Source organism: Mesorhizobium sp. WSM4848, from assembly GCF_055811375.1.
The window spans coordinates 92,305-111,229 of the sequence record NZ_JBVVPX010000019.1 but is presented as its reverse complement, the minus strand read 5'-3'; the positions used below and the strand labels follow the sequence as shown (position 1 = coordinate 111,229).

16 protein-coding genes are annotated in these 18,925 nt (G+C 63.6%); 9 read left to right on the top strand and 7 right to left on the bottom strand.

Annotated features, from left to right (window positions below; genetic code table 11):
- Nucleotides 1–50 precede the first annotated feature (50 nt).
- The 3 genes from AC0L16_RS18705 to AC0L16_RS18695 are packed head-to-tail and all read left to right on the top strand — an operon-like array spanning nucleotide 51 to nucleotide 3,836.
- Nucleotides 51–1,529 (top strand): mannitol dehydrogenase family protein, encoded by a 1,479-nt coding sequence (locus AC0L16_RS18705; RefSeq protein ID WP_473622441.1) that lies wholly within the window; start codon nucleotides 51–53, stop codon nucleotides 1,527–1,529.
- Between the two features lie 40 nt (nucleotides 1,530–1,569).
- Entirely contained in the window at nucleotides 1,570–2,253 is a 684-nt protein-coding gene (locus tag AC0L16_RS18700; protein ID WP_473622439.1) for an HAD-IA family hydrolase, read from the top strand.
- Nucleotides 2,250–3,836, top strand: a complete 1,587-nt coding sequence (locus AC0L16_RS18695; RefSeq protein ID WP_473622438.1) for an FGGY-family carbohydrate kinase — start codon at nucleotides 2,250–2,252, stop codon at nucleotides 3,834–3,836. Before AC0L16_RS18700 ends, AC0L16_RS18695 begins: the two co-directional genes overlap by 4 nt.
- A 31-nt stretch (nucleotides 3,837–3,867) precedes the next feature.
- On the opposite strand, the gene AC0L16_RS18690 is transcribed toward AC0L16_RS18695, so the two are convergent.
- Nucleotides 3,868–4,446 carry a histidine phosphatase family protein gene (locus tag AC0L16_RS18690; RefSeq protein ID WP_473622437.1) on the bottom strand — a complete coding sequence of 193 codons (579 nt, stop codon included), beginning with the start codon at nucleotides 4,444–4,446 and terminating at the stop codon, nucleotides 3,868–3,870.
- A gap of 305 nt (nucleotides 4,447–4,751) precedes the next feature.
- Here AC0L16_RS18690 and AC0L16_RS18685 point away from each other — a divergent pair, with 305 nt between their 5' ends.
- Nucleotides 4,752–6,155: an MATE family efflux transporter gene (locus AC0L16_RS18685; RefSeq protein WP_473622435.1), complete on the top strand. Its 1,404-nt coding sequence runs from the start codon at nucleotides 4,752–4,754 to the stop codon at nucleotides 6,153–6,155.
- A 40-nt stretch (nucleotides 6,156–6,195) separates the two neighbouring features.
- Here the strand turns inward: AC0L16_RS18685 and AC0L16_RS18680 are convergent, their stop codons facing one another.
- Nucleotides 6,196–6,561 carry a hypothetical protein gene (locus AC0L16_RS18680; RefSeq protein WP_473622434.1) on the bottom strand — a complete coding sequence of 122 codons (366 nt, stop codon included), beginning with the start codon at nucleotides 6,559–6,561 and terminating at the stop codon, nucleotides 6,196–6,198.
- A gap of 531 nt (nucleotides 6,562–7,092) precedes the next feature.
- Nucleotides 7,093–7,284, bottom strand: coding sequence for a hypothetical protein (locus tag AC0L16_RS18675; protein WP_309508819.1), 192 nt, complete (start codon nucleotides 7,282–7,284; stop codon nucleotides 7,093–7,095).
- A 237-nt stretch (nucleotides 7,285–7,521) separates the two neighbouring features.
- On the opposite strand from AC0L16_RS18675, the gene AC0L16_RS18670 reads away from it, so the two are divergent.
- Entirely contained in the window at nucleotides 7,522–9,462 is a 1,941-nt protein-coding gene (locus tag AC0L16_RS18670) for an adenylate/guanylate cyclase domain-containing protein (protein WP_473622432.1), read from the top strand.
- A 315-nt stretch (nucleotides 9,463–9,777) separates the two neighbouring features.
- Here the strand turns inward: AC0L16_RS18670 and AC0L16_RS18665 are convergent, their stop codons facing one another.
- The 4 genes from AC0L16_RS18665 to speB form a co-directional block, all read right to left on the bottom strand.
- Nucleotides 9,778–10,425 carry an amino acid ABC transporter permease gene (locus tag AC0L16_RS18665; RefSeq protein WP_473622431.1) on the bottom strand — a complete coding sequence of 216 codons (648 nt, stop codon included), beginning with the start codon at nucleotides 10,423–10,425 and terminating at the stop codon, nucleotides 9,778–9,780.
- On the bottom strand, nucleotides 10,422–11,090 hold the full coding sequence (locus AC0L16_RS18660; RefSeq protein ID WP_123146135.1) for an amino acid ABC transporter permease: 669 nt from the start codon (nucleotides 11,088–11,090) through the stop codon (nucleotides 10,422–10,424). Before AC0L16_RS18660 ends, AC0L16_RS18665 begins: the two co-directional genes overlap by 4 nt.
- A gap of 21 nt (nucleotides 11,091–11,111) precedes the next feature.
- A complete protein-coding gene (locus tag AC0L16_RS18655) occupies nucleotides 11,112–11,909 on the bottom strand; it encodes a transporter substrate-binding domain-containing protein (RefSeq protein ID WP_128244681.1) in 798 nt (265 codons plus the stop codon).
- 136 nt (nucleotides 11,910–12,045) lie between these two features.
- On the bottom strand, nucleotides 12,046–13,107 hold the full coding sequence (gene speB / locus AC0L16_RS18650; RefSeq protein ID WP_473622430.1) for an agmatinase: 1,062 nt from the start codon (nucleotides 13,105–13,107) through the stop codon (nucleotides 12,046–12,048).
- A gap of 227 nt (nucleotides 13,108–13,334) precedes the next feature.
- Here speB and gcvA point away from each other — a divergent pair, with 227 nt between their 5' ends.
- The 4 genes from gcvA to AC0L16_RS18630 all read left to right on the top strand — a co-directional run bounded on the left by gcvA (nucleotide 13,335) and on the right by AC0L16_RS18630 (nucleotide 18,899).
- Nucleotides 13,335–14,309 carry a transcriptional regulator GcvA gene (gene gcvA / locus AC0L16_RS18645; RefSeq protein WP_095491196.1) on the top strand — a complete coding sequence of 325 codons (975 nt, stop codon included), beginning with the start codon at nucleotides 13,335–13,337 and terminating at the stop codon, nucleotides 14,307–14,309.
- 201 nt (nucleotides 14,310–14,510) lie between these two features.
- Nucleotides 14,511–15,815, top strand: a complete 1,305-nt coding sequence (gene pncB, locus AC0L16_RS18640) for a nicotinate phosphoribosyltransferase (protein WP_473622428.1) — start codon at nucleotides 14,511–14,513, stop codon at nucleotides 15,813–15,815.
- Nucleotides 15,816–15,997: 182 nt separating this feature from the next.
- Nucleotides 15,998–17,428 (top strand): hypothetical protein, encoded by a 1,431-nt coding sequence (locus tag AC0L16_RS18635; protein ID WP_473622427.1) that lies wholly within the window; start codon nucleotides 15,998–16,000, stop codon nucleotides 17,426–17,428.
- A 166-nt stretch (nucleotides 17,429–17,594) separates the two neighbouring features.
- Nucleotides 17,595–18,899, top strand: coding sequence for an ABC transporter substrate-binding protein (locus AC0L16_RS18630; protein WP_473622426.1), 1,305 nt, complete (start codon nucleotides 17,595–17,597; stop codon nucleotides 18,897–18,899).
- Nucleotides 18,900–18,925 lie beyond the last annotated feature (26 nt).

Below are 18,925 nucleotides of genomic sequence, written 5' to 3'. Positions count from 1 at the left end.
CCCCGTCTCCTCCACGGGGGGAAGAGCCGTCCCGCTAAAGGGTAAAGCAGATGACCGTGAAACTCTCTTCTTCCATCCTCGCCAAGCTTCCGCCTGAGGTCGCCGGCCCGAAGTATGATCGCGCGGCGCTCAAGGCCGGCATCGTCCATTTCGGTGTCGGCAACTTCCATCGCTCGCATCAGGCCGTTTACCTCGACGATCTGTTCAATGCGGGCGTCGGCCACGACTGGGCACTGGTCGGCGCCGGCGTCTTCAACGGCGAGAAGGTCGGCCGCGGCATGTTGCAGGAACAGGACTGGCTGACCACCGTGGTCGAGCAGGATTCTGGCCACATGAGCGCCCGTGTCACCGGAGCCATGATCGACTTCCTGATGCCGGGCGACGCCGCCGCGATCATCGAACGGCTTGCCGATCCGGCGATCAAGATCGTTTCGCTGACCATCACCGAGGGCGGCTACTTCATCGACCCGGCATCGGGCGTGTTCAACCCGACCCATCCCGACATCGTCGCCGACGCGCAGCCGGGAGCAACGCCGAAGACTGTCTTCGGCATCATTCTGGCCGGGCTGTTGCGCCGCCGCGACGACGGCATCGTACCGTTCACGATCATGTCCTGCGACAACATCCCCCACAACGGTCATGTCACCGCCGATGGCGTCATTGGTCTCGCGCGGCTGATCGATGAGAAACTGGCGACCTGGGTGAGCGAGAACGTCGCCTTTCCCAACAGCATGGTCGACCGCATCACGCCGGCCACAACCGATCGCGAGCGCGGCATTCTGTCGAGCGAGTTCGGCCTCGACGACAACTGGCCGGTGTTTTGCGAGCCGTTCAGGCAGTGGGTGCTGGAGGACCAATTCACCGACGGTCGCCCGGCGCTGGAAAAGGTCGGCGTGCAGTTCGTCAGCGATGTTGCGCCCTATGAGCTGATGAAGATCCGCATCCTTAATGGCGGCCATGCGACCATCGCCTATCCGGCCGGGCTGATGGACATTCATTTCGTCCACGAGGCGATGCAGGAGCCGCTGGTGCGAGGTTTTCTCGACAGGCTGGAGCACGACGAGATCATCCCGACGGTGCCGCCGGTCCCGGACACGGTGCTGGAGGACTATTACCAACTCATCGAGCACCGCTTCTCCAACCCGAAGATCGGCGACACCATCCGCAGGCTTTGCCTCGACGGCTCCAACCGGCAGCCGAAATTCATCATCCCGACCATCGCCGACCGGCTGAAGGCCGGCAAGGGCGTCGCCGGCCTGGCGCTGGAATCGGCGCTCTGGTGCCGCTATTGCTTCGGCACCACGGATTCAGGCGCGGTCATCGAGCCCAATGATCCAAGCTGGGACCGGCTGCAGACGACCGCCAGGGCGGCAAAGGCTGCGCCTGCCGCCTGGCTGGCCATGGAGGACATCTATGGCGAGGTCGGCCGCTCGACGCCGTTCGTCGAGGCCTTTGCCAGGGCGCTCAAGGCGCTCTGGGCCGATGGCGCACGTACGACGCTGACGCGCTACCTCGCCGGCAATCTCTAAGATCGGCTCAATGCATGTCCCCGCTGATGAGGGCCCTGCAATGACGCCTGACCTGGTCATTTTCGACTGCGACGGCGTGCTGGTCGACAGCGAGGGGCTGTCCGTTTCGGCGCTGCTTGGCATGATCACGCTTGCCGGCGGCAGTGTCAGCGAGGATGCCGCCTATGAGCATTTCCTCGGCAAGAGCATGAAAAGCGTTCGCGAAATCCTCGGTCGCGACTTCGGGCTTGATATCACCGACCAGCACCTGAGCGAGATGCGCGTCGGGCTGATGCGCAAGTTTCGCGACGAGCTGAAGCCGATCCCCGGCATCGGCCAGGTTCTGCCGAGGCTCGCCATGCCATGCTGCGTCGCTTCCTCCGGCACGCTGGATCGCATCCGCTACGCGCTCGACGTCACCGGGCTGCTCGGGCTGCTCGAGCCGCATCTGTTCAGCGCCGCCATGGTGGCGCGGGGCAAGCCGGCGCCGGACCTTTTTCTCCACGCAGCCGCCAACATGGGGGCAATGCCGCAAAACTGCCTCGTCGTCGAGGACAGCCCCGTCGGCGTCGCGGCGGCACGGGCGGCGGGCATGCGCGTCCTTGCCTTCACCGGCGGCTCGCATGCTGGCAACCCGGCACTGAAAGCGCGGCTTGCGTCGAGTGAGCCGGACTTTATATTCGCTGACATGCTGCAATTGCCCGATCTGATTGCAGGCCTGGGAGCGAGAGCAAGAATACCTTGACGAAAAGTTTCGTTTGCGCGGTCGATGTCGGCACCGGGAGCGCCCGTGCGGGCATTCTCGACACCAAAGGCACCTTGCTCGGCCGCGCCGAGCATCCGATCGTCATGAACCGGCCGAAGGCCGATCACGCCGAGCACGATTCGCAGGATATCTGGTCGGCGGTCTGCCTTGCGGTGCGCGCCGCCCGCGAAAAGGCCGGCGTGGCAGCGCAGGATATCCTCGGCATCTCCTTCGACGCCACCTGCTCGCTGGTGGTGCGGGGCAGGGATGGTGGCCAGCTCAGCGTCTCGGTGTCGGGCGAAAGGCGCTGGGACACAATCGTCTGGCTCGATCACCGCGCCATTGCCGAGGCCGATGAATGCACCGAAAGCGGTCACGCCGTGCTCGACTATATCGGCGGCGTCATGTCGCCGGAAATGGAGACGCCGAAGCTGATGTGGCTGAAGCGCAACCTGCCCAGAACATGGAATGAAGCCGGCTATCTATTCGACCTTGCCGACTTTCTCAGTTGGAAGGCAACCGGTTCGCCCGCCCGCTCGCAATGCACGCTGACCGCCAAATGGACCTATCTGGCGCATGAAGGGATCGGCTGGCGGCACGACTTCTTCCAGGCCGTCGGGCTCGGCGATCTTTTCGAGCATGGCAATCTGCCTGACAAGGCCAGCCCGGTCGGCGCCGATATCGGCCGGCTGAGTGCGCAAGCCGCGGCTGAGCTTGGCCTGACCGAACAATGCCGGGTCGGCGCCGGCGTCATTGACGCCTATGCCGGCGCGCTCGGCGTGCTCGGCGGTTTTGCCGGCGACGAAACCAACATCGGCCGGCATCTGGCGCTGATCGCCGGCACTTCGAGCTGCGTCATGGCGATGTCGCCCGACCCGCAGCCCTTTGCCGGGGTCTGGGGCCCGTATTATGGCGCGGCGCTTCCCCGGCTTTGGCTGTCGGAAGGCGGCCAATCGGCCACCGGCGCGCTGCTCGATCACGTCATCCGCTGGCACGGGGCCGGCGGCGAGCCGGACGCCGCCATGCACGCCAGGATTGCCCGGCGCGTTGTCGAGTTGCGCGCCATAGAGGGCGAAAATCTGGCTGGAAGGCTGCATGTGCTGCCGGATTTCCACGGCAACCGCTCGCCGCTCGCCGACCCGCATGCCGTCGGCGTCATCAGCGGTCTGACGCTGGATTCCTCCTTCGACAGCCTGTGCAAGCTCTATTGGCGCACCGCCGTCAGCATCGCGCTGGGCGTGCGCCATGTGCTGGAAGCGCTGAACGAGAACGGCTATCTGATCGACACGCTGCATGTCACCGGCGGTCACACCAAAAACCCGCTGCTGATGGAGCTTTATGCCGACGCCACCGGCTGCACGGTGGTCGAGCCGCTGGCCGATGAGGCGGTGCTGCTCGGCACCGGCATGATCGCCACCACCGCCGCCGGGCTTTTTCCCGATTTGAACGCCGCCTGCGTCGCCATGCAGCAAGGCGGCAAGACGCGAGAGCCCAATTCGGCGGCCGCCGGCCGGTTCGACCGCGACTACCGGGTGTTTTTGGAGATGCACCGGCAGCGGCAGGCGCTGGACGCGATCAGATAGCCGCGGGGCGAACAACCCTGCAATGCGTCTGCTATCTCTGGTTCCACCGCCGGATAATTGGCTCGCCAAGGTCGTGCTCATAACCGAGCACGCTTGTGCTGGCGGTATCCAGCACGAACAGGGCGCCATCTTGTGGCGACAGGCCGAGCCAGCGCGCCGCCAGCACCCGCAGGAAATGCGAGCTTGAAAACACCAGGACATTGCCGTTGACGTCGCGCAATTCATTGACGATCCGATCCGCCCTCGCGCCGACATCCTCTGCCGCCTCGCCGTCAGGGCAGCCATCGCGAAACAGATGCCAGCCGGGGCGCTCGACGAGGATCTGCTTCGTGGTCAGTCCCTCGTAAGCGCCGTAATCCCATTCCGCCAGGTCGGCCTTCTTCACGCCGGCCGAACCGAAACCGGCCAGCGTACAGGTCTTGAAGGCCCGCTGCGACGGGCTCGACCAGACTGCCTGGAACGAAAGCCCCTGCAACCGCTCAGCGACCCGCCCGCCGGCCGCCTCGCCGGCTGGCGTCAACGGTATGTCGGTCAGGCCGGTGTGCTTTCCCGACGCGCTCCATTCCGTCTCGCCATGCCGAACCAGATAGATTTCGGGAAACGCGCTCATCCGCATGCCCTTTCGATGGATTCGATATGATGCCGGCTCTTCAGATCGGCGAATGACACAACCATAGCGGCTTCTGCGCTCTCTCCAAACAGGCGGACCAAATAGGCGGCCCAAATGGGCGGAATGAGACCGTACTCCATGCTGGCTCAATGCTCCCCTGATCCAGCCCCCTTGCCACAGCTGCCCGTTTCGTGGACAAGCCGTGCTGTTAATGCGGAATCCGGGCCGATCACGGCCATTTTCCGCGCTGAGACGCGGCTTCCGGCCCTTTTTTGCCGACGCGCCGCAATCGGATAGGCGAAAAAATGTCTGCGATCGAAGCCGGCGCGCGCGCGCCGGAAAATCTTTGGCGTCAGGAAATCAGGGCGACGCTGGCGCTCGCCTGGCCGATGGTGCTCACCAATCTCGGCCAGACGGCGATGACCGCCACCGATGTCATGATGATGGGGCGGCTGGGTCCGGACACGCTGGCCAGCGGCGCGCTCGGCGCCAACCTCTACTTCATGCCGCTGATCTTCGGGCTGGGCCTGATGCTGGCGACCTCGCCGATGATCGCCACGGAACTCGGCCGCCGTCGCCATTCGGTGCGCGATCTGCGCCGCACCGTGCGGCAGGGGCTGTGGCTGGCGATCCTCATCTCAATCCCGATCTGGATATTTCTCTGGTACGGCGAGGCGGTGTTGCTGGCCATGGGCCAGGAACCGGCGCTGGCACATCAGGCCGGCATCTACCTGCGCTGGCTCGAATGGGCGGTGCTGCCCTTCTACGGCTATATCGTCCTGCGCTCGTTCATCTCGGCGCTGGAGCGGCCGGGTTGGGCGCTGGTCATCGTCTTCGTTGCCGTCGCCTGCAATGTCTTCTTCAACTGGGTGTTCATGTTTGGCAATCTCGGCGCCCCTTCGATGGGCATCGCCGGCTCCGGCCTCGCCACCACGTTGTCCAGCACGCTGATGTTCGCCGGCATGGCGGCGGTGGTGATGCTTGAGCCGAAGTTTCGCCGCTATCAGCTGTTCGGGCGCTTCTGGCGGGCCGACTGGCCGCGCTTCAAGGGCCTGCTGCGGCTCGGCCTGCCGATCGCCGGCCTGCTCGCCTTTGAGGTGACGATCTTCAACGCGGCGGCCCTTCTCATGGGCCTGATCGACGCTGCCTCGCTCGCGGCGCATGCCATCGCCATCCAGATCGCTTCGATCAGCTTCATGGTGCCGCTTGGCCTCAACCAGGCGGCGACGGTGCGCGTCGGGCTCGCCCATGGCGCCGGCAATCCGGAAGGTGTTTCCCGCGCCGGCTGGACCGCTTTTGTCATCGGCGTCTCGTTCATGGCGCTGATGGGGCTGGTGATGATCCTGTGGCCGCAGCTGCTGATCAGCGCCTTCATCGATCTCGGCGACCCGGCCAATGCCACTGTGATCGGGCTTGCCGTGTCGTTCCTGGCCTTTGCCGCGCTGTTCCAGATTTTCGATGGCGCCCAGGCCGTGGCCGCCGGCATGCTGCGCGGCCTGCACGACACCCAGGTGCCGATGATCTATGCAGCGATCGGCTATTGGGGCATCGGCCTGCCGCTCGGCGTGCTGCTCGCCTTCCATTCCGGGCTCGACGGCGTCGGCATCTGGATCGGCCTGTCGTTGGGGCTGGCGGTGGTGGCGGTGCTGCTCCTGGCCCGTTGGCTGCGGCGCGACAGGATCGCGCCGCCGCTCTCCTTTGGGCATTGATGAAGCGGCTTCGTCACGAAGCAGGGCGGGGTCCTGACATCTATGGATATTTCGTCTGATTTGCACGCGCGGCCTGTGGGCTTAAGTCGCTTTGCAACTCCTTTGGCAGTGGAAGGCTTGAGCACCGCAAGTGCACCGCGCGAGCGAACAATTTTCGTTGCTTCTGCTGGTGCTCCTTGATGGCTGCTGCGAGCCCTAATCCGTACGGGCCAAGAAAGACGCCGGTTCCCCAGCCCGGCTGCGTTTTTTCGCGAGCGTCGTAGTCCGACGCCTCCATGCGGGCTTGCTGGCATTCCGGCGACGCCCATTTCCGATCTTGCTTCGAAAGCGACGCTCCATAGTCGACCGGAGAAGTCGCGCATCCAGCCGCTGTCGCGGCCAACGCGACGAACATTGCAATTCTCATCCCCGAGCCCTTCCTCAAGTATTGTGAGAGTACACAGAACTCTTCTTCCAACAAGGAGATGGCTACGAAGAGGCAGCCGGAAACACGGTTATCGTCACCAATCGTTTTTCACAACGCGGAACCGGATAGTCCCCAATGACTGCTTTTGACCCAATTCCAGTCATTCGTAGCCCTCCTCCAAACCTGACGTTCGCGCTACGGCTGCCGGCGATCCTGAGCCGACTGTCGGACGGTATGGCCGCCCGGATCCGCCTGGTCAGAGCATATGCACGAGGTAGGGTTGTGCCATCTCTTCCTGCACATAGGTTATCCCTGTTCGGCCAGCGCCGCGTGCAACGTTTGCGCCGTGGTTTTGAAGATGGGTTGGCCTTCGACGCAACCTTGTGTTCGCGCGCCCTTCTCCGGAACCACAGTGCCTGCATATATGGCACGCTGCGCCTTAGGCCGACTTGCCGAGAGCTTTCAGGATAAACCGAATCTGCTCACGCAGGGCCGCTTCGGTGTCTTCGCCGTGTTGAACGCAGTGCTCGATCAGAATCGGGTGGAAGAACGGCGTGAACGCGGTGTTGACCGCACGGGCCGCTTCTGCCGGTCCTCGACCTTGAGTTCGCCCGCCTCGGTCCCCTCGCGAATGATCGCCTCAAAGATCGTCACCATTCGCTCGATATGCGCCTTGATGATCGCCCGGTTCTCCTGCATGGCGGCGACGATCATGTCGTGCATGCGCCTTTCCGGGAGTTGACACTCTCGACACTGCGCGAGAAAGGGGCGCATCTTCGAGGCGCCTGCGTCCACGACTGAGGCGGGCGCTCTTCCATATTTACGAAAGGAACACCCCTATGAGGATCGGAATCATCGGCGCTGGAAACATCGGCGCCACATTGCGAATGCTTCGGCGCGTCCTCTCCTTAAAGCCGTCACCGGGCTTGCAATGCGGTGGCGCATTATGACATTGGCTGCATGAGCACGTCCGCACAACCAGTGCGTCTGGCCCGCCCCGAAAAGAAGCGGCGTCGCATCCCCATTGCAGTCATCATGGCGATGAGTTTCGGCAGCCTCGTGTTCCTGTCGGTCGGCGGCGTGCTCGCATTGTCGGTCGGCGCCAACCTTCGCAACACTTTCGACCTGCTCGGCGCTCAGTCGACGCTCCTGATCGATGCGATGGAGGATTTGCTGCGCGCCGAGATGGGGCGCGCCGAGAGCACCGTGGACGGCGTCGCGCAGCTCTACAAGCAGGGCGAGTTCCAGATCGACGACGAGGCGATGTCGGCGGCACTTGCCAGTGCGCTGGCGGCAGCGCCGGGGGTGAACGCAATGTTGATCTGCACACCCGACCTGATTTGCAGGGGGGCGGCGGTGACCGGGGACAACGACGCCAAATATCCTGCCGGAACGATCCAGAAACTCCCCGCCGAGACCGAGAAATCGCCGCAAGTGCGCGCCGTTCTTGAAGAGCGCCAGCAAGTCGACGGACGCCGGTGGGGCGCCTTCGTGGCCAACGAATATGGCTTGTTCGCCAACGTCTCGGCGCCGCTGTCACGCGATGGCGCTACGAAGGCCTGGGTGATCGCCGCGGTGGAACTGCAGAACTTGTCCAAAATCACGCAGGAACTGTCGTCGCGCTTCGGCACGCATGCCTTCATTCTGGATGGCGACGGATCCATCCTGGCGGACCAGCGGCTGGCTTCTCCGGATGCGCTGAAGAACGGCATCCTGCCGCTGACGCCGCTCGCCAATTTCGGCGATCCGGTTCTCGCCGGATATGAGGCGCGCAAACCGGAAGCGGAGTTCAGCACGCAGCGTACCCGCGATATCGAGGTTGCCGAAATCCAGGTTGACGACAAGGACGGTTCGACGTCATGGGACGGAGAGAACACTTACGTCGCTATTACCCGTGGGATCACCGGCTATGGCGACCGGCCCTGGACGCTCGGCGCATATTTCAAGACCAGTCAGATCGGTGACGAAATCGAGCGCGTCATGGGATCGGCCATGCTTGGACTTGGCGCGATGGTGGTGGCGGTCATCGTCGCGATTCTTCTCGGCAAGCGCCTGTCGCGCCCGATCCAGGCGATTGCCGGCCAGGCCACGCGCGTCGCCGATTTCGATCTCGACGGCGTGACCCCCCTGCCGCGCAGCAGGGTGCTGGAGTTGGACAACCAGGCTTCGGCCTTCAATGCCATGCTGATCGGTCTGCGTGCATTCTCGACCTATATTCCGCGCTCGCTGGTGGCCAAGCTGGTGCGCACCGGAGAGATCGGCATCGCCGAACCGCGCGAAGCGGTCGTCACCGTCATGTTCACCGACATCGCCGGCTTCACCACGCTGTCGGAGCAGATGGACGCCGCCGCCGCGGCCAGGCTGCTGAACCACCACTTCGCGATCCTGTGCGGCGCGGTCGATGCACATGGCGGTACTGTCGACAAGTTCCTGGGCGACGGCATGCTGGCGTTCTTCGGCGCGCCGGATCGTCTGAAGGGCCATGCCGCCGCGGCCGTCCGCGCAGCCGCGGCCATCCGCGAGGAGCTGGACAAGGACAATCTGGAAGCGGCTGGCGAAGGCCGGCCTCCGCTTCATGTCCGCATCGGCATCCACACGGGCTCCGTCATCGTCGGCAATATCGGCGCATCCGACCGCGTCAACTATACGATCGTCGGCGACACCGTGAACGTCAGCCAGCGGCTGCAGGACCTCGGCAAGCAGCTCGAACCGGGCGCCACCGCCGCAATCGCCATTTCCGGCGAGACCGCGTCGCGGCTCGACGAAAGGTTCGAAAGGATCCCGGCGGGCAAGCACCGGCTGCGCGGCCGCGGCGAGGCGACGGAGGTCTTCCAGCTTGGCAAAGTCGCGACGTCAGCATCGCCCCTATGGACGTTCACCGCGCCCAAGCGGGCTGAGTAACATGCCACTTCCATGCCGCTGATCGGCGGCTTGAAGAATGACTGGAGCCGGGTCACCTAGCGCCGTAGCTGATTTTCAATTGGAACGGCAGGAACGGTGCAAAGTCGCTGGGTCCGGGCAACGTCCGCTTACGAGCCGCCAAATCGGCCCAGCAAGGACCGGTTTGGGGTCAAGACTGGCGGTTCTGGTGAACGTCGGCTTCCGGGAAGGAAATTCGGTCCAGGAAGGGCCGCTTCACAGAACCGGACGTTGGTGAGGTGAACGGCAGTTCTGACCCAAAGGAGACATTCGAGCGCTGACCGCAGAGACAGATCCCTAGTTTGTAGCCGTCGCGCGTTCTAGCCTGCGTGCATATTGCGTCAGCGGGAAGCACATGACAAAGAAGATCAAGGCGACCAGCCCATAGACGGTGAACGGCTCGAAGGTCGCATTGTTGATCGCGTTGGATGTCCTGACGAGTTCCTCGAAACCGATGATCGAGGTCAGCGCGGTCGACTTGATCAGCTGCACCAGGAAACCGACAGTCGGGGCGCGGGTAATCGAAAACGCCTGCGGCAGGATGATCAGCCTCAGTTCCTGCAGGTAGTGAAGGCCGAGACTGGCGCCGGCGTCCCACTGGCCGCGCGGCAGCGCATCGACGCCGCCGCGCCAGATCTCGGCGAGATAGGCACTGGCGAAGAAGGTGAGGCCAAGTGCTGCGGCGGTCCAAGGTTCGATGCGCAAGCCCAGCATCGGCAGGCCGAAGAACATCAGGAAGAGCTGCATGAGCAGAGGCGTTCCCTGGAAAAGCGCGATGTACCCCGACGCAAGGCGCCGTGCCCATTTATTCTTGGCGATCCTGAAGAACAGCACGACCATGCCGACCACACCGCCGCCGACGAAGGCCGCCAGCGACAGAAGCACCGTCCAGCGCGCGGCGAGCAGAAGGTTGCGGACGATATCCCAGAAGGTGAATTCGATCATGACACGCCGGCCCCCAGCGCGCGGCGCCCACCGTTGACCAGCAGCCGGCGCAGCCCCACGGAAAGAACGAGATAGACCATCGTCACCACGAAATAGGTCTCGAAAGCGCGGAAGGTCCGTGCCTGCAGCATGTCGGCCTCGTAGGTCAGTTCGCGCACCGCGATCTGCGACACGACGGCGGACTCCAGCATCATGATGATGATCTGGCTGGTCAGCGCCGGATAGATCACCTTGAGCGCTTGCGGCAGCACGATCTTGACGAAGACCTGACGCAGCCTGAGCCCAAGCGCAAGGGCTGCTTCCGTCTGCCCGCGCGGCACGGCGTCGAGCCCGGCGCCGACGATCTCGATCGTGTAGGCCGCCATGTTGAGCGTCATTGCCAGCATGGCGGCCAGCAGCGGATCGAGCCTCACGCCGATGCTGGGCAACCCGAAGAAGATGAAGAACAGCTGCACAAGGAACGGCGTGTTCCTGATAATTTCGACATAGACGCCGATTGCCCGCTTGAGCAGCAAGGGGCCGTTTCGCCGCCCTGCTGCGCCGAGGATGCTGAGGAACGTTCCCGCGAGCGTGGTCACGGCGATCAAAAGGATCGTCATGGCCGCCCCGCGCGCGATCGCACCGGTCGCATCGGCAAGCCAGCCGAAGTCGAGGCTGTAGCCCATGATAGGTCCTTACCCCGGAGATCAATCCTTGAGGTTGTCGGGATTGAGCGGTGTTTTGAGCCAGGCTTTCGAGCTTTCGTCCAGCTTGCCGTCGGCCAGCATCTTGGCGACCGCGTCGTTGACCGCCTGCTTCAGGCGGTCCTCGTTCTTGTTGAGGCCAATATGTGAGGGCGAGGTGAGAAGCTGGAACTTCTGTTCAGGCTTCAGGGCCTCCTGGCGGGCGAGCACCTGGGCGCCGACATCGTTGCCGACGACCATCAGCTGGGTCTGACCCGAGATGAAGGCCTGGATGACGGAGTTGTAGTTGTCGAAACGGCGGATGTCGGCCGAGGCGGGTGCTGCCTCGGTCAGTGACGTATCTTCCAGCGTGCCGCGGTTGACGGCGATCGACTTGTCGGCGAGGTCGTCCTTGCCTTCGACCTTGAGCGCGGCCGGGCCGATGACGGCGATATAGTAGGGTGCGTAGGCGGCGGCGAAATCGATCACCTGCTCGCGTTCCTTGGAGTAGCCGACGCTCATCAGGATATCGACGCGCTTGTCGGTAAGATACGGGATGCGATTCTGTCCGGTCACGCTGACCAAATTGAGCTTGACCTTAAGCTGGTCGGCGATGAACTGCGCCACGTCGATGTCATAGCCCTTGATGCTCATATCGGCACTGGCCGAGGAGAAGGGCGGAAAGTCGGAGAAAATGCCGACATTGATCGCGCCGGCCTTAGTGATGTCGTCGAGCGCGTCGGCATTGGCGGCCTGGGTGGCAAGACCAAGGCCGGCGAGCAGCAGCACGGCGGCGATGGATGATTTCATGTGAAATGTCATTTCGTTCCCCTGCTGGAAGCTTGTTTTGTTTGAATGCGGCCGCCGGCTCCAGCGCGGCGGTCGCCTTGGAACTTCATGTTGGACCATGATCTGTTCCGAAAACCGGTTCCACTTTTCGGGATCATGGTCTGGTGCGTCAGGCTCCCTTGCCTGAGATCGCCGGGCTGAACACCATCAGGCTGAGGATCTCGAACAGCACCTGCGCGCCGGCATGGGCCGTGTTGGTGGTTGCGTCGTATTGCGGCGCCACCTCGACGACGTCGCCGCCGACGATGTTGAGCCCTTTGAGGCCGCGCAGAAGTTCAAGCACTTCCCGCGTCGTCAGCCCGCCGACTTCCGGCGTGCCGGTGCCCGGCGCAAAGGCCGGGTCGATGCTGTCGATGTCGAAGGACACATAGGTCGGGCCATCGCCGACTATTCTGCGCGCCTTCGCGATGATGGCTGGCATGCCGAGGCCGGTCACCTCTTCGGCATGCACCACGGTCATGCCGGATTCGTAGGTGAACTCCCACAGATACTCGGCCGAGCCGCGGATGCCGATCTGGATGGTGCGCGATGGATCCAGCACGCCGTCGAGCACCGCGTTGCGGAACGGCCCGCCATGGTGGAACTTTGTCATGTCGAACAGGCCGCTGGTGTCGCAGTGGGCGTCGATATGGATCATGGCGACCGGCGTTTTTTTGCCGACAGCCTTCAGGATCGGATGGCTGATCGAATGGTCGCCGCCGACCGAAAGCGGAATGACGCCGGCGTCGACGATCTGGTTCGTCCGGCGCTCGATGTCGTCATGGCTGGTTTCCAGCCGGTAACGGCTCCGGAACGGCACGTCGCCAATGTCGGCCACCTTCAGCTCGTGCGTCGGCGCGCATTCCAGCACGTGGTTGTAGGGGCCGATGCGCTCGATGGCGCGCAGCGCCCTTGGCCCAAAGCGGGCGCCCGGCCGGTTGGTCACGCCAAGGTCCATCGGCACGCCGATCATCGCCACCTGCAGATCGCCGAAATCAGGATTGTCGGCGGCTATTTCCCGGTAAGGCGCGCTGAGGAAGGTCGGGATGCCGGAATAGGGCGCCAGCCGCGTGCCGCTCTTGGAAAAGATCTTGTCGGCGACGCGCCGGAATTTTGGGTCGAACATCTCGCCGCCATGGCTTTCGCCATATTTGCGGCGCAACGCTTCGAGCTTGCCGCGATCATAACCCATGTCGGTCCTCCATGGCTGGTTCGGAGCGGCCATCAATGACGGTCGCGCCGGCTGCCTGCGGATTTCACGTCTTGATGCTGTACGAGCCAAAGTGTCTCGCAGCTGTATTGAAAAATCAATTGATATTGTTAGGGTGTTTGCTGTGAGAAAATCTCACATTAATGTCGAGCACGGTCTTACCCAAAACCGGGTCCCACTTCTGGGGGTCGTGCTCGTTTGAGGCTCCGATGGCCAAGCGTCTGCCTCCCCTGAATCCGTTGCGGGCCTTCGAGGCGACGGCGCGCCACGCCTCGCTGACCAAGGCGGCGGCTGAACTGAACGTCACCCATGGCGCTATCAGCCATCAGATCAAGGCGCTCGAACAGTCGCTTGGCGTCAAGCTGTTCGAGCGCGCCGGTCAGCGGGTGAAGCTGACGCCGCACGGCGCCGAATTGCTGCCGGCGGTGTCGACCGCCTTCGACGGCATTGCCGCCGCCACGCAGCGCATGACGAGGCCGGCGAGCACCGGTGCCTTGTCCGTGTCTTGCGTGCCGGCGCTGCTGTTGCTGTGGATGATCCCGCGGCTCGGCAGCTTCACCTCGCAATATCCCGATATCAGGCTGACGCTGATCCCGTCCAACGACGCCAAGGACATCCGCGCGCCGCATATCGATATCTGCGTGCATTATGGTGACGGCAGCTGGACCGATTGCTGGATGCGCAAATGGTCGGGTCTCGAGCTGTTCCCGGTGGTCAGCCCGACGCTGATCAACAACCGTCCGATCCGCACCGTGCGCGATCTCGCCGATCACGTCTTCCTGCACGGCGACGACGGCCGCGAATGGCACACCTGGCTGGCGGCCGCCGATGCGCTGGATCTGGAGCGCGGCCGCCGCCATCATCTCGGCGACGCGCGCATGGCGAGCGAGGCGGCGGTCCACGGCCATGGCGTCGCGCTGGGCGATACGGTGACAGCAAGCGGACTGCTTGCCAGGGGACTGCTGGTCGCGCCGTTCAGCCTGTCGGTGCCGGCGGTCGACGATTTCTATGTCGTCTGCCGCAACGAGATGAGGTCGGCGCCGATCGTGCAGCTGTTCATCGACTGGCTGTTTGCCGAAAAGGAGCAGGCCGACGGCCGCGCCGATGCACCGGTGGCGGGCCGCATCGGCATCCGCAGAAAGCGTCCGGCGCTGAGAGTGATCGGCGCCAAGACCGCGTCCTGAGGCTGCAGCAGCCGAAGCAGCGCGCTTGCCGCAGCCTCTTCTTTTTGTCGGGCCAGCCCGCAAAGCGGGAGGCGCTTTCAAAAATTCAATGCTAAGAGGCATTTGGAGCAATTCCAGGAAAAGTGCGCAGCGGTTTTCCCGGTTCCCTAGGGAATTGCGCTAAATAAAAGCTATAGCGAGCAGCGAAGGCGGCATCGAGACATGACCAAGACCGATATAGCGCGGCGCGTCTACAACCACACCTGGAAGCTCGACCCGATTATACGCAGCCTGCTCGACACCGATTTCTACAAGCTGCTGATGCTGCAGATGATCTGGGGCATGTATCCCAAGATCGACACCACTTTCTCGCTGATCAACCGCACCACCTCGGTTCGCCTTGCCGAGGAGATCGACGAAGCAGAACTGCGCGATCAGCTCGACCATGCCCGCACCTTGCGCTTCTCCAAGAAAGAGATGATCTGGCTTGGCGGCAACACCTTCTATGGCCGCAAGCAGATTTTTGAGCCGGAGTTCCTCGCCTGGCTCGAGAATTTCCAGTTGCCGGAATACGAGCTTTCCAAGCGCGATGGCCAGTACGAGCTCACGTTCAGCGGTCCGTGGATGTACACGACGCTGTGGGAGATCCCGGCGCTGGCAATTATCAATGAACTTCGCTCTCGCGCCGCCATGCGGGCGTTCGGACCCTTTGCGCTCGACGTGCTTTATGCTCGCGCCAAGGCCAAGATGTGGGCCAAGACCGAGCGGCTGAAAGCGCTGCCCGATATCCGCATTTCGGACTTCGGCACCCGCCGCCGCCATTCCTTCCTGTGGCAACGCTGGTGCGTCGAAGCACTGAAGGAGGGCATAGGCGAGGCGTTCACCGGCACCTCCAACGTGCTGCTCGCCATGGACAACGACCTCGAGGCGCTCGGCACCAACGCGCATGAACTGCCGATGGTGTTCGCCGCGCTCGCCAATTCGGAAAAGGAGTTGAAGCAGTCGCCCTACAAGGTGCTGCAGGACTGGCAGCGCTACTATGGCGGCAATCTGCTGATCGTGCTGCCGGACACTTTTGGCACCGCCGCGTTCCTGCGTGACGCGCCGGACTGGATCGCCGACTGGACCGGCTTTCGCCCCGACAGCGCGCCGCCGATCGAAGGCGGCGAAAAGGTCCTTTCCTGGTGGCGTGAAAAGGGCAAGGACCCCAGACAGAAGCTGCTGATTTTCTCCGACGGGCTCGAGGTCGAGACCATCGAGGAAACCTACCGCCATTTCCACGGCAAGGTGCGCATGTCCTTCGGCTGGGGCACCAATCTGACCAATGATTTCGAGGGCTGCGCGCCGACCAAAACCAACCGGCTCGACCCCATCTCGCTGGTCTGCAAGGTCACCGAGGCCAACGGCCGCCCGGCGGTCAAGCTCTCCGACAATCCCGCCAAAGCCACCGGCGACGAAAAAGAGATCGAGCGCTATTTGCGCATGTTTGGCGAGAAAGACCGCGTGGAGCAGTTGGTCAAGGTGTGAGGGTGAGGGAACTCTTCGGTAATTCGAGTTCCTTCGCGCCCCCCTCTGTCCTGCCGGACATCTCCCCCACGAGGGGGGAGATTGGCCGTCATCGCCACTTTCGCCAGCCTCCGACGCCGCAAGACACGCTGCAGGAGATGCGCCGGCCGTGCGGCCAGCCGATCTCCCCCCAAGTGGGGGAGATGTCCGGCAGGACAGAGGGGGGCGCCGTAGAGCGCTGTCGTCTTTCGCTGGCGCTATTGCTTGCAGCCCTGTGTTTCGCATCGCCCACCCCCGCCTTCGCCCATGCCTCCGACCGCGGCCACGTCCTGCTCCTGCCCACCGGCTACTACGTCGCCGGCGGCGCGTTCGCGGTCGCCGCCAGTTTCCTTGTCCTGGCGCTGCTGCCGCCAGACTTTCCTGCCCGCTTCTGGCGGCGGCGTCTGCCGCTTATCGCATTCGGCGACGGCGCGAGGGCAGTCGTCAGCCTGGCATCCTTTGCCGGCTTTGCAATTCTGGTTGCGGCCGGCCTGTTCGGCAGCCGTGATCCGCTCTCCAACCCGCTGCCGCTCGCGATATGGACACTGCTCTGGGTTGGACTGGTCTTGCTGCAGGGCCTGTTCGGCAATCTCTGGTCATGGCTGAACCCCTGGTACGGGCCCTGGCGTGTGGTTTCCCGCCTGTTCGGCAATCGCAAGACATGGCGACCGCCTGCGTGGCTCGGCTGCTGGCCGGCTTTCGTGCTGTTCTTCGCCTTCGCCTGGTTCGAGTTGATCGACCCGGCGCCCGACGACCCGGCGCGACTCGCCTGGGCCGCCGGCCTTTATTGGCTGCTGAGTTTTTCCGCCATGCTGGTGTTCGGCTACCGCGACTGGAGCCGGCGTGGCGAGTTCCTGACCGTCTTCCTCGCCATGGTGGCGCGATTCGCCCTGCTTGAGCGCAAAGGCGGGCGGCTCAGTCTGTGCTGGCCGGGCGCCAAGCTCAGCAATGCCGCGCCGCTGTCGCTCAGCGGCATTGCTTTCCTGCTGCTGGCGCTGTCGTCGGTGTCCTTCGACGGCCTGTCGAAAACCTTTTTCTGGCTCGGCCTGTTCGGCATCAATCCGCTGGAAGTCCCGGGCCGCACGGCGGTGATCGGCATCGGCACCGTCGGGCTCGTGTTGACGTTCGTCCTGCTTGCGGCCGCGTTCATCCTTGCCATTGTCCTTGGCCAGCATCTTGCCGGCAGCCCGCATTCCCTCAGGCAGGCCGCGGGGCTGCTGGTCTGGTCGATCGTGCCGATCGCGCTCGCCTATCATGTTGCGCACTATCTGACGGCGCTGCTTGTCGACGGCCAATATGCGGCGGCTGCGCTTTCCGACCCGTTCGCGCTGGGCTGGAACCTGTTCGGCACCGCCGACGTGCCGATCGAAGCCGGCGTCGCTGCCGGCGCCGGCTCGGCATGGTGGCTGTGGAATATCCAGGCCGGCGTCATCATCATCGGCCACATGCTCGCCGTGCTCGTCGCGCATGGCCTCGCCTGGCGATTGCACCCGCGTCCCGCCGGCGCCGCGCTCAGCCAGTTTCCGCTCACCGTGCTGATGATCGCCTATACGGTCTTCGGCCTGTGGCTGCTTGCCACGCCTTCGGTCGGATGAGACAAAACCCCGCTTCGATGGCGTCGGTCAGTCCCCAGGGGAAAGCTCGCTTGCCACGTCAGGGCTTTGATGATTTAGTTTGTACACATGCAATTTCGGCGCTCTTACCAGGAGTGGCTCGCCACGCTACAGCCATTGGTCAAAACTCAAAACAAGGGGAACTGCCGTGACTGACAAGAATGGGTTTTTCGATCTCTCCAAAACCGGTCTCACCCGCCGCACCGCGCTCAAGGGGTTGGCCGCGGGCGCCGGTCTCGCCGTCGCGCCCGGGTTCGTGCGCTACAGCCAGGCGCAGAGCTCGGCGCCGATAAAGATCGGCTTCCAGTGCCACCGCACCGGCATCGGCGCTGCCTATGGCCGCTGGTACGACAGGACCACCGCCGCCGCGGTCAAGGCGATCAACGAAGCCGGCGGCATCAACGGCCGGCCGGTCGAGGTGATCATCGAGGATGACGGCACCGATCCCGGCCGCGGCGCCGAAGTGGTCGGCAAGTTCGCCACCCAGCACAAGACCGACATTGTCTACGGCACGCTGTTTTCGCATGTCGTCATCGGCTCGGCGCCAGCCGCCGGCGAGGCCAAGATGCCCTATTTTGTCGTCAGTGAAGGCCACCACGTCGCCTCGACCAAGCTCAACCGCTACGTCTTCCAGCCCGGCATCACCGACGTGAAGAGCCAGATCCAGGCGATGGCGCCGTGGATCGCGGCGAATGCCGGCAAGAAGGTGACGCAGATTTTTCCCGATTTTGCCTTCGGCTACGACCATCGCGACTACCTGCCGCCGGCGCTGAAGGCGCAGGGCGCCGAGGTCATCGCCCAGATTGCCATCCCGCCGACGGAATCGTCCTTCACCAAATATTTCCCGCAGATCCCGGCCGAAACCGAGGTGATCTACCATGTCATGGTCGGGCCGGCGGTGCTCACCTTCGTCAAGGAACTCGGCGAATTCTACGGCTCCAGCCGGCCGCAGCTGTTCGGCTTCATCGATTCGCTCGAAGCCACCGACATCAACAGCCCCGGCCTCGAATTCCTCGACGGCAGCCATTTCTGGGAAGGCTCACCGCGCTACGCGCAAACAGATGATTCCGCCGCGCAGAAGGCCTATCGCGCCGCCGTCGGCATCGACGACAACGGTGCCGCCGTCGGCGATCCCAAGGACGTCTCCACCGCCGCGCACATGTTCGGCTGCTGGGAAACGCTCTATGTCGTCAAGAAGGCGATGGAGGATGCCGGCTACAAGGGTCCGGAAGACCGTGCCAAGCTGGTCGAGGCGACCGAGGCCTTGACCGAGTTCGCCGAGGGCCCCGAGCATCCGCAAGGACCGAAGACCTTCAACGGCAAGATCCACCAGTGTTTTGGCATCCAGAACATCTCCAAGGTCGAAGGCGGCCGGCTGAACGTCGTCCACAAGACCAAGATCGAGGACGGCCTCTACGAGCCGGAAGGGGATTACACGACGCAGCCGCTGTGAGCTTGGTTCTGTAAGCCTAGCGTATA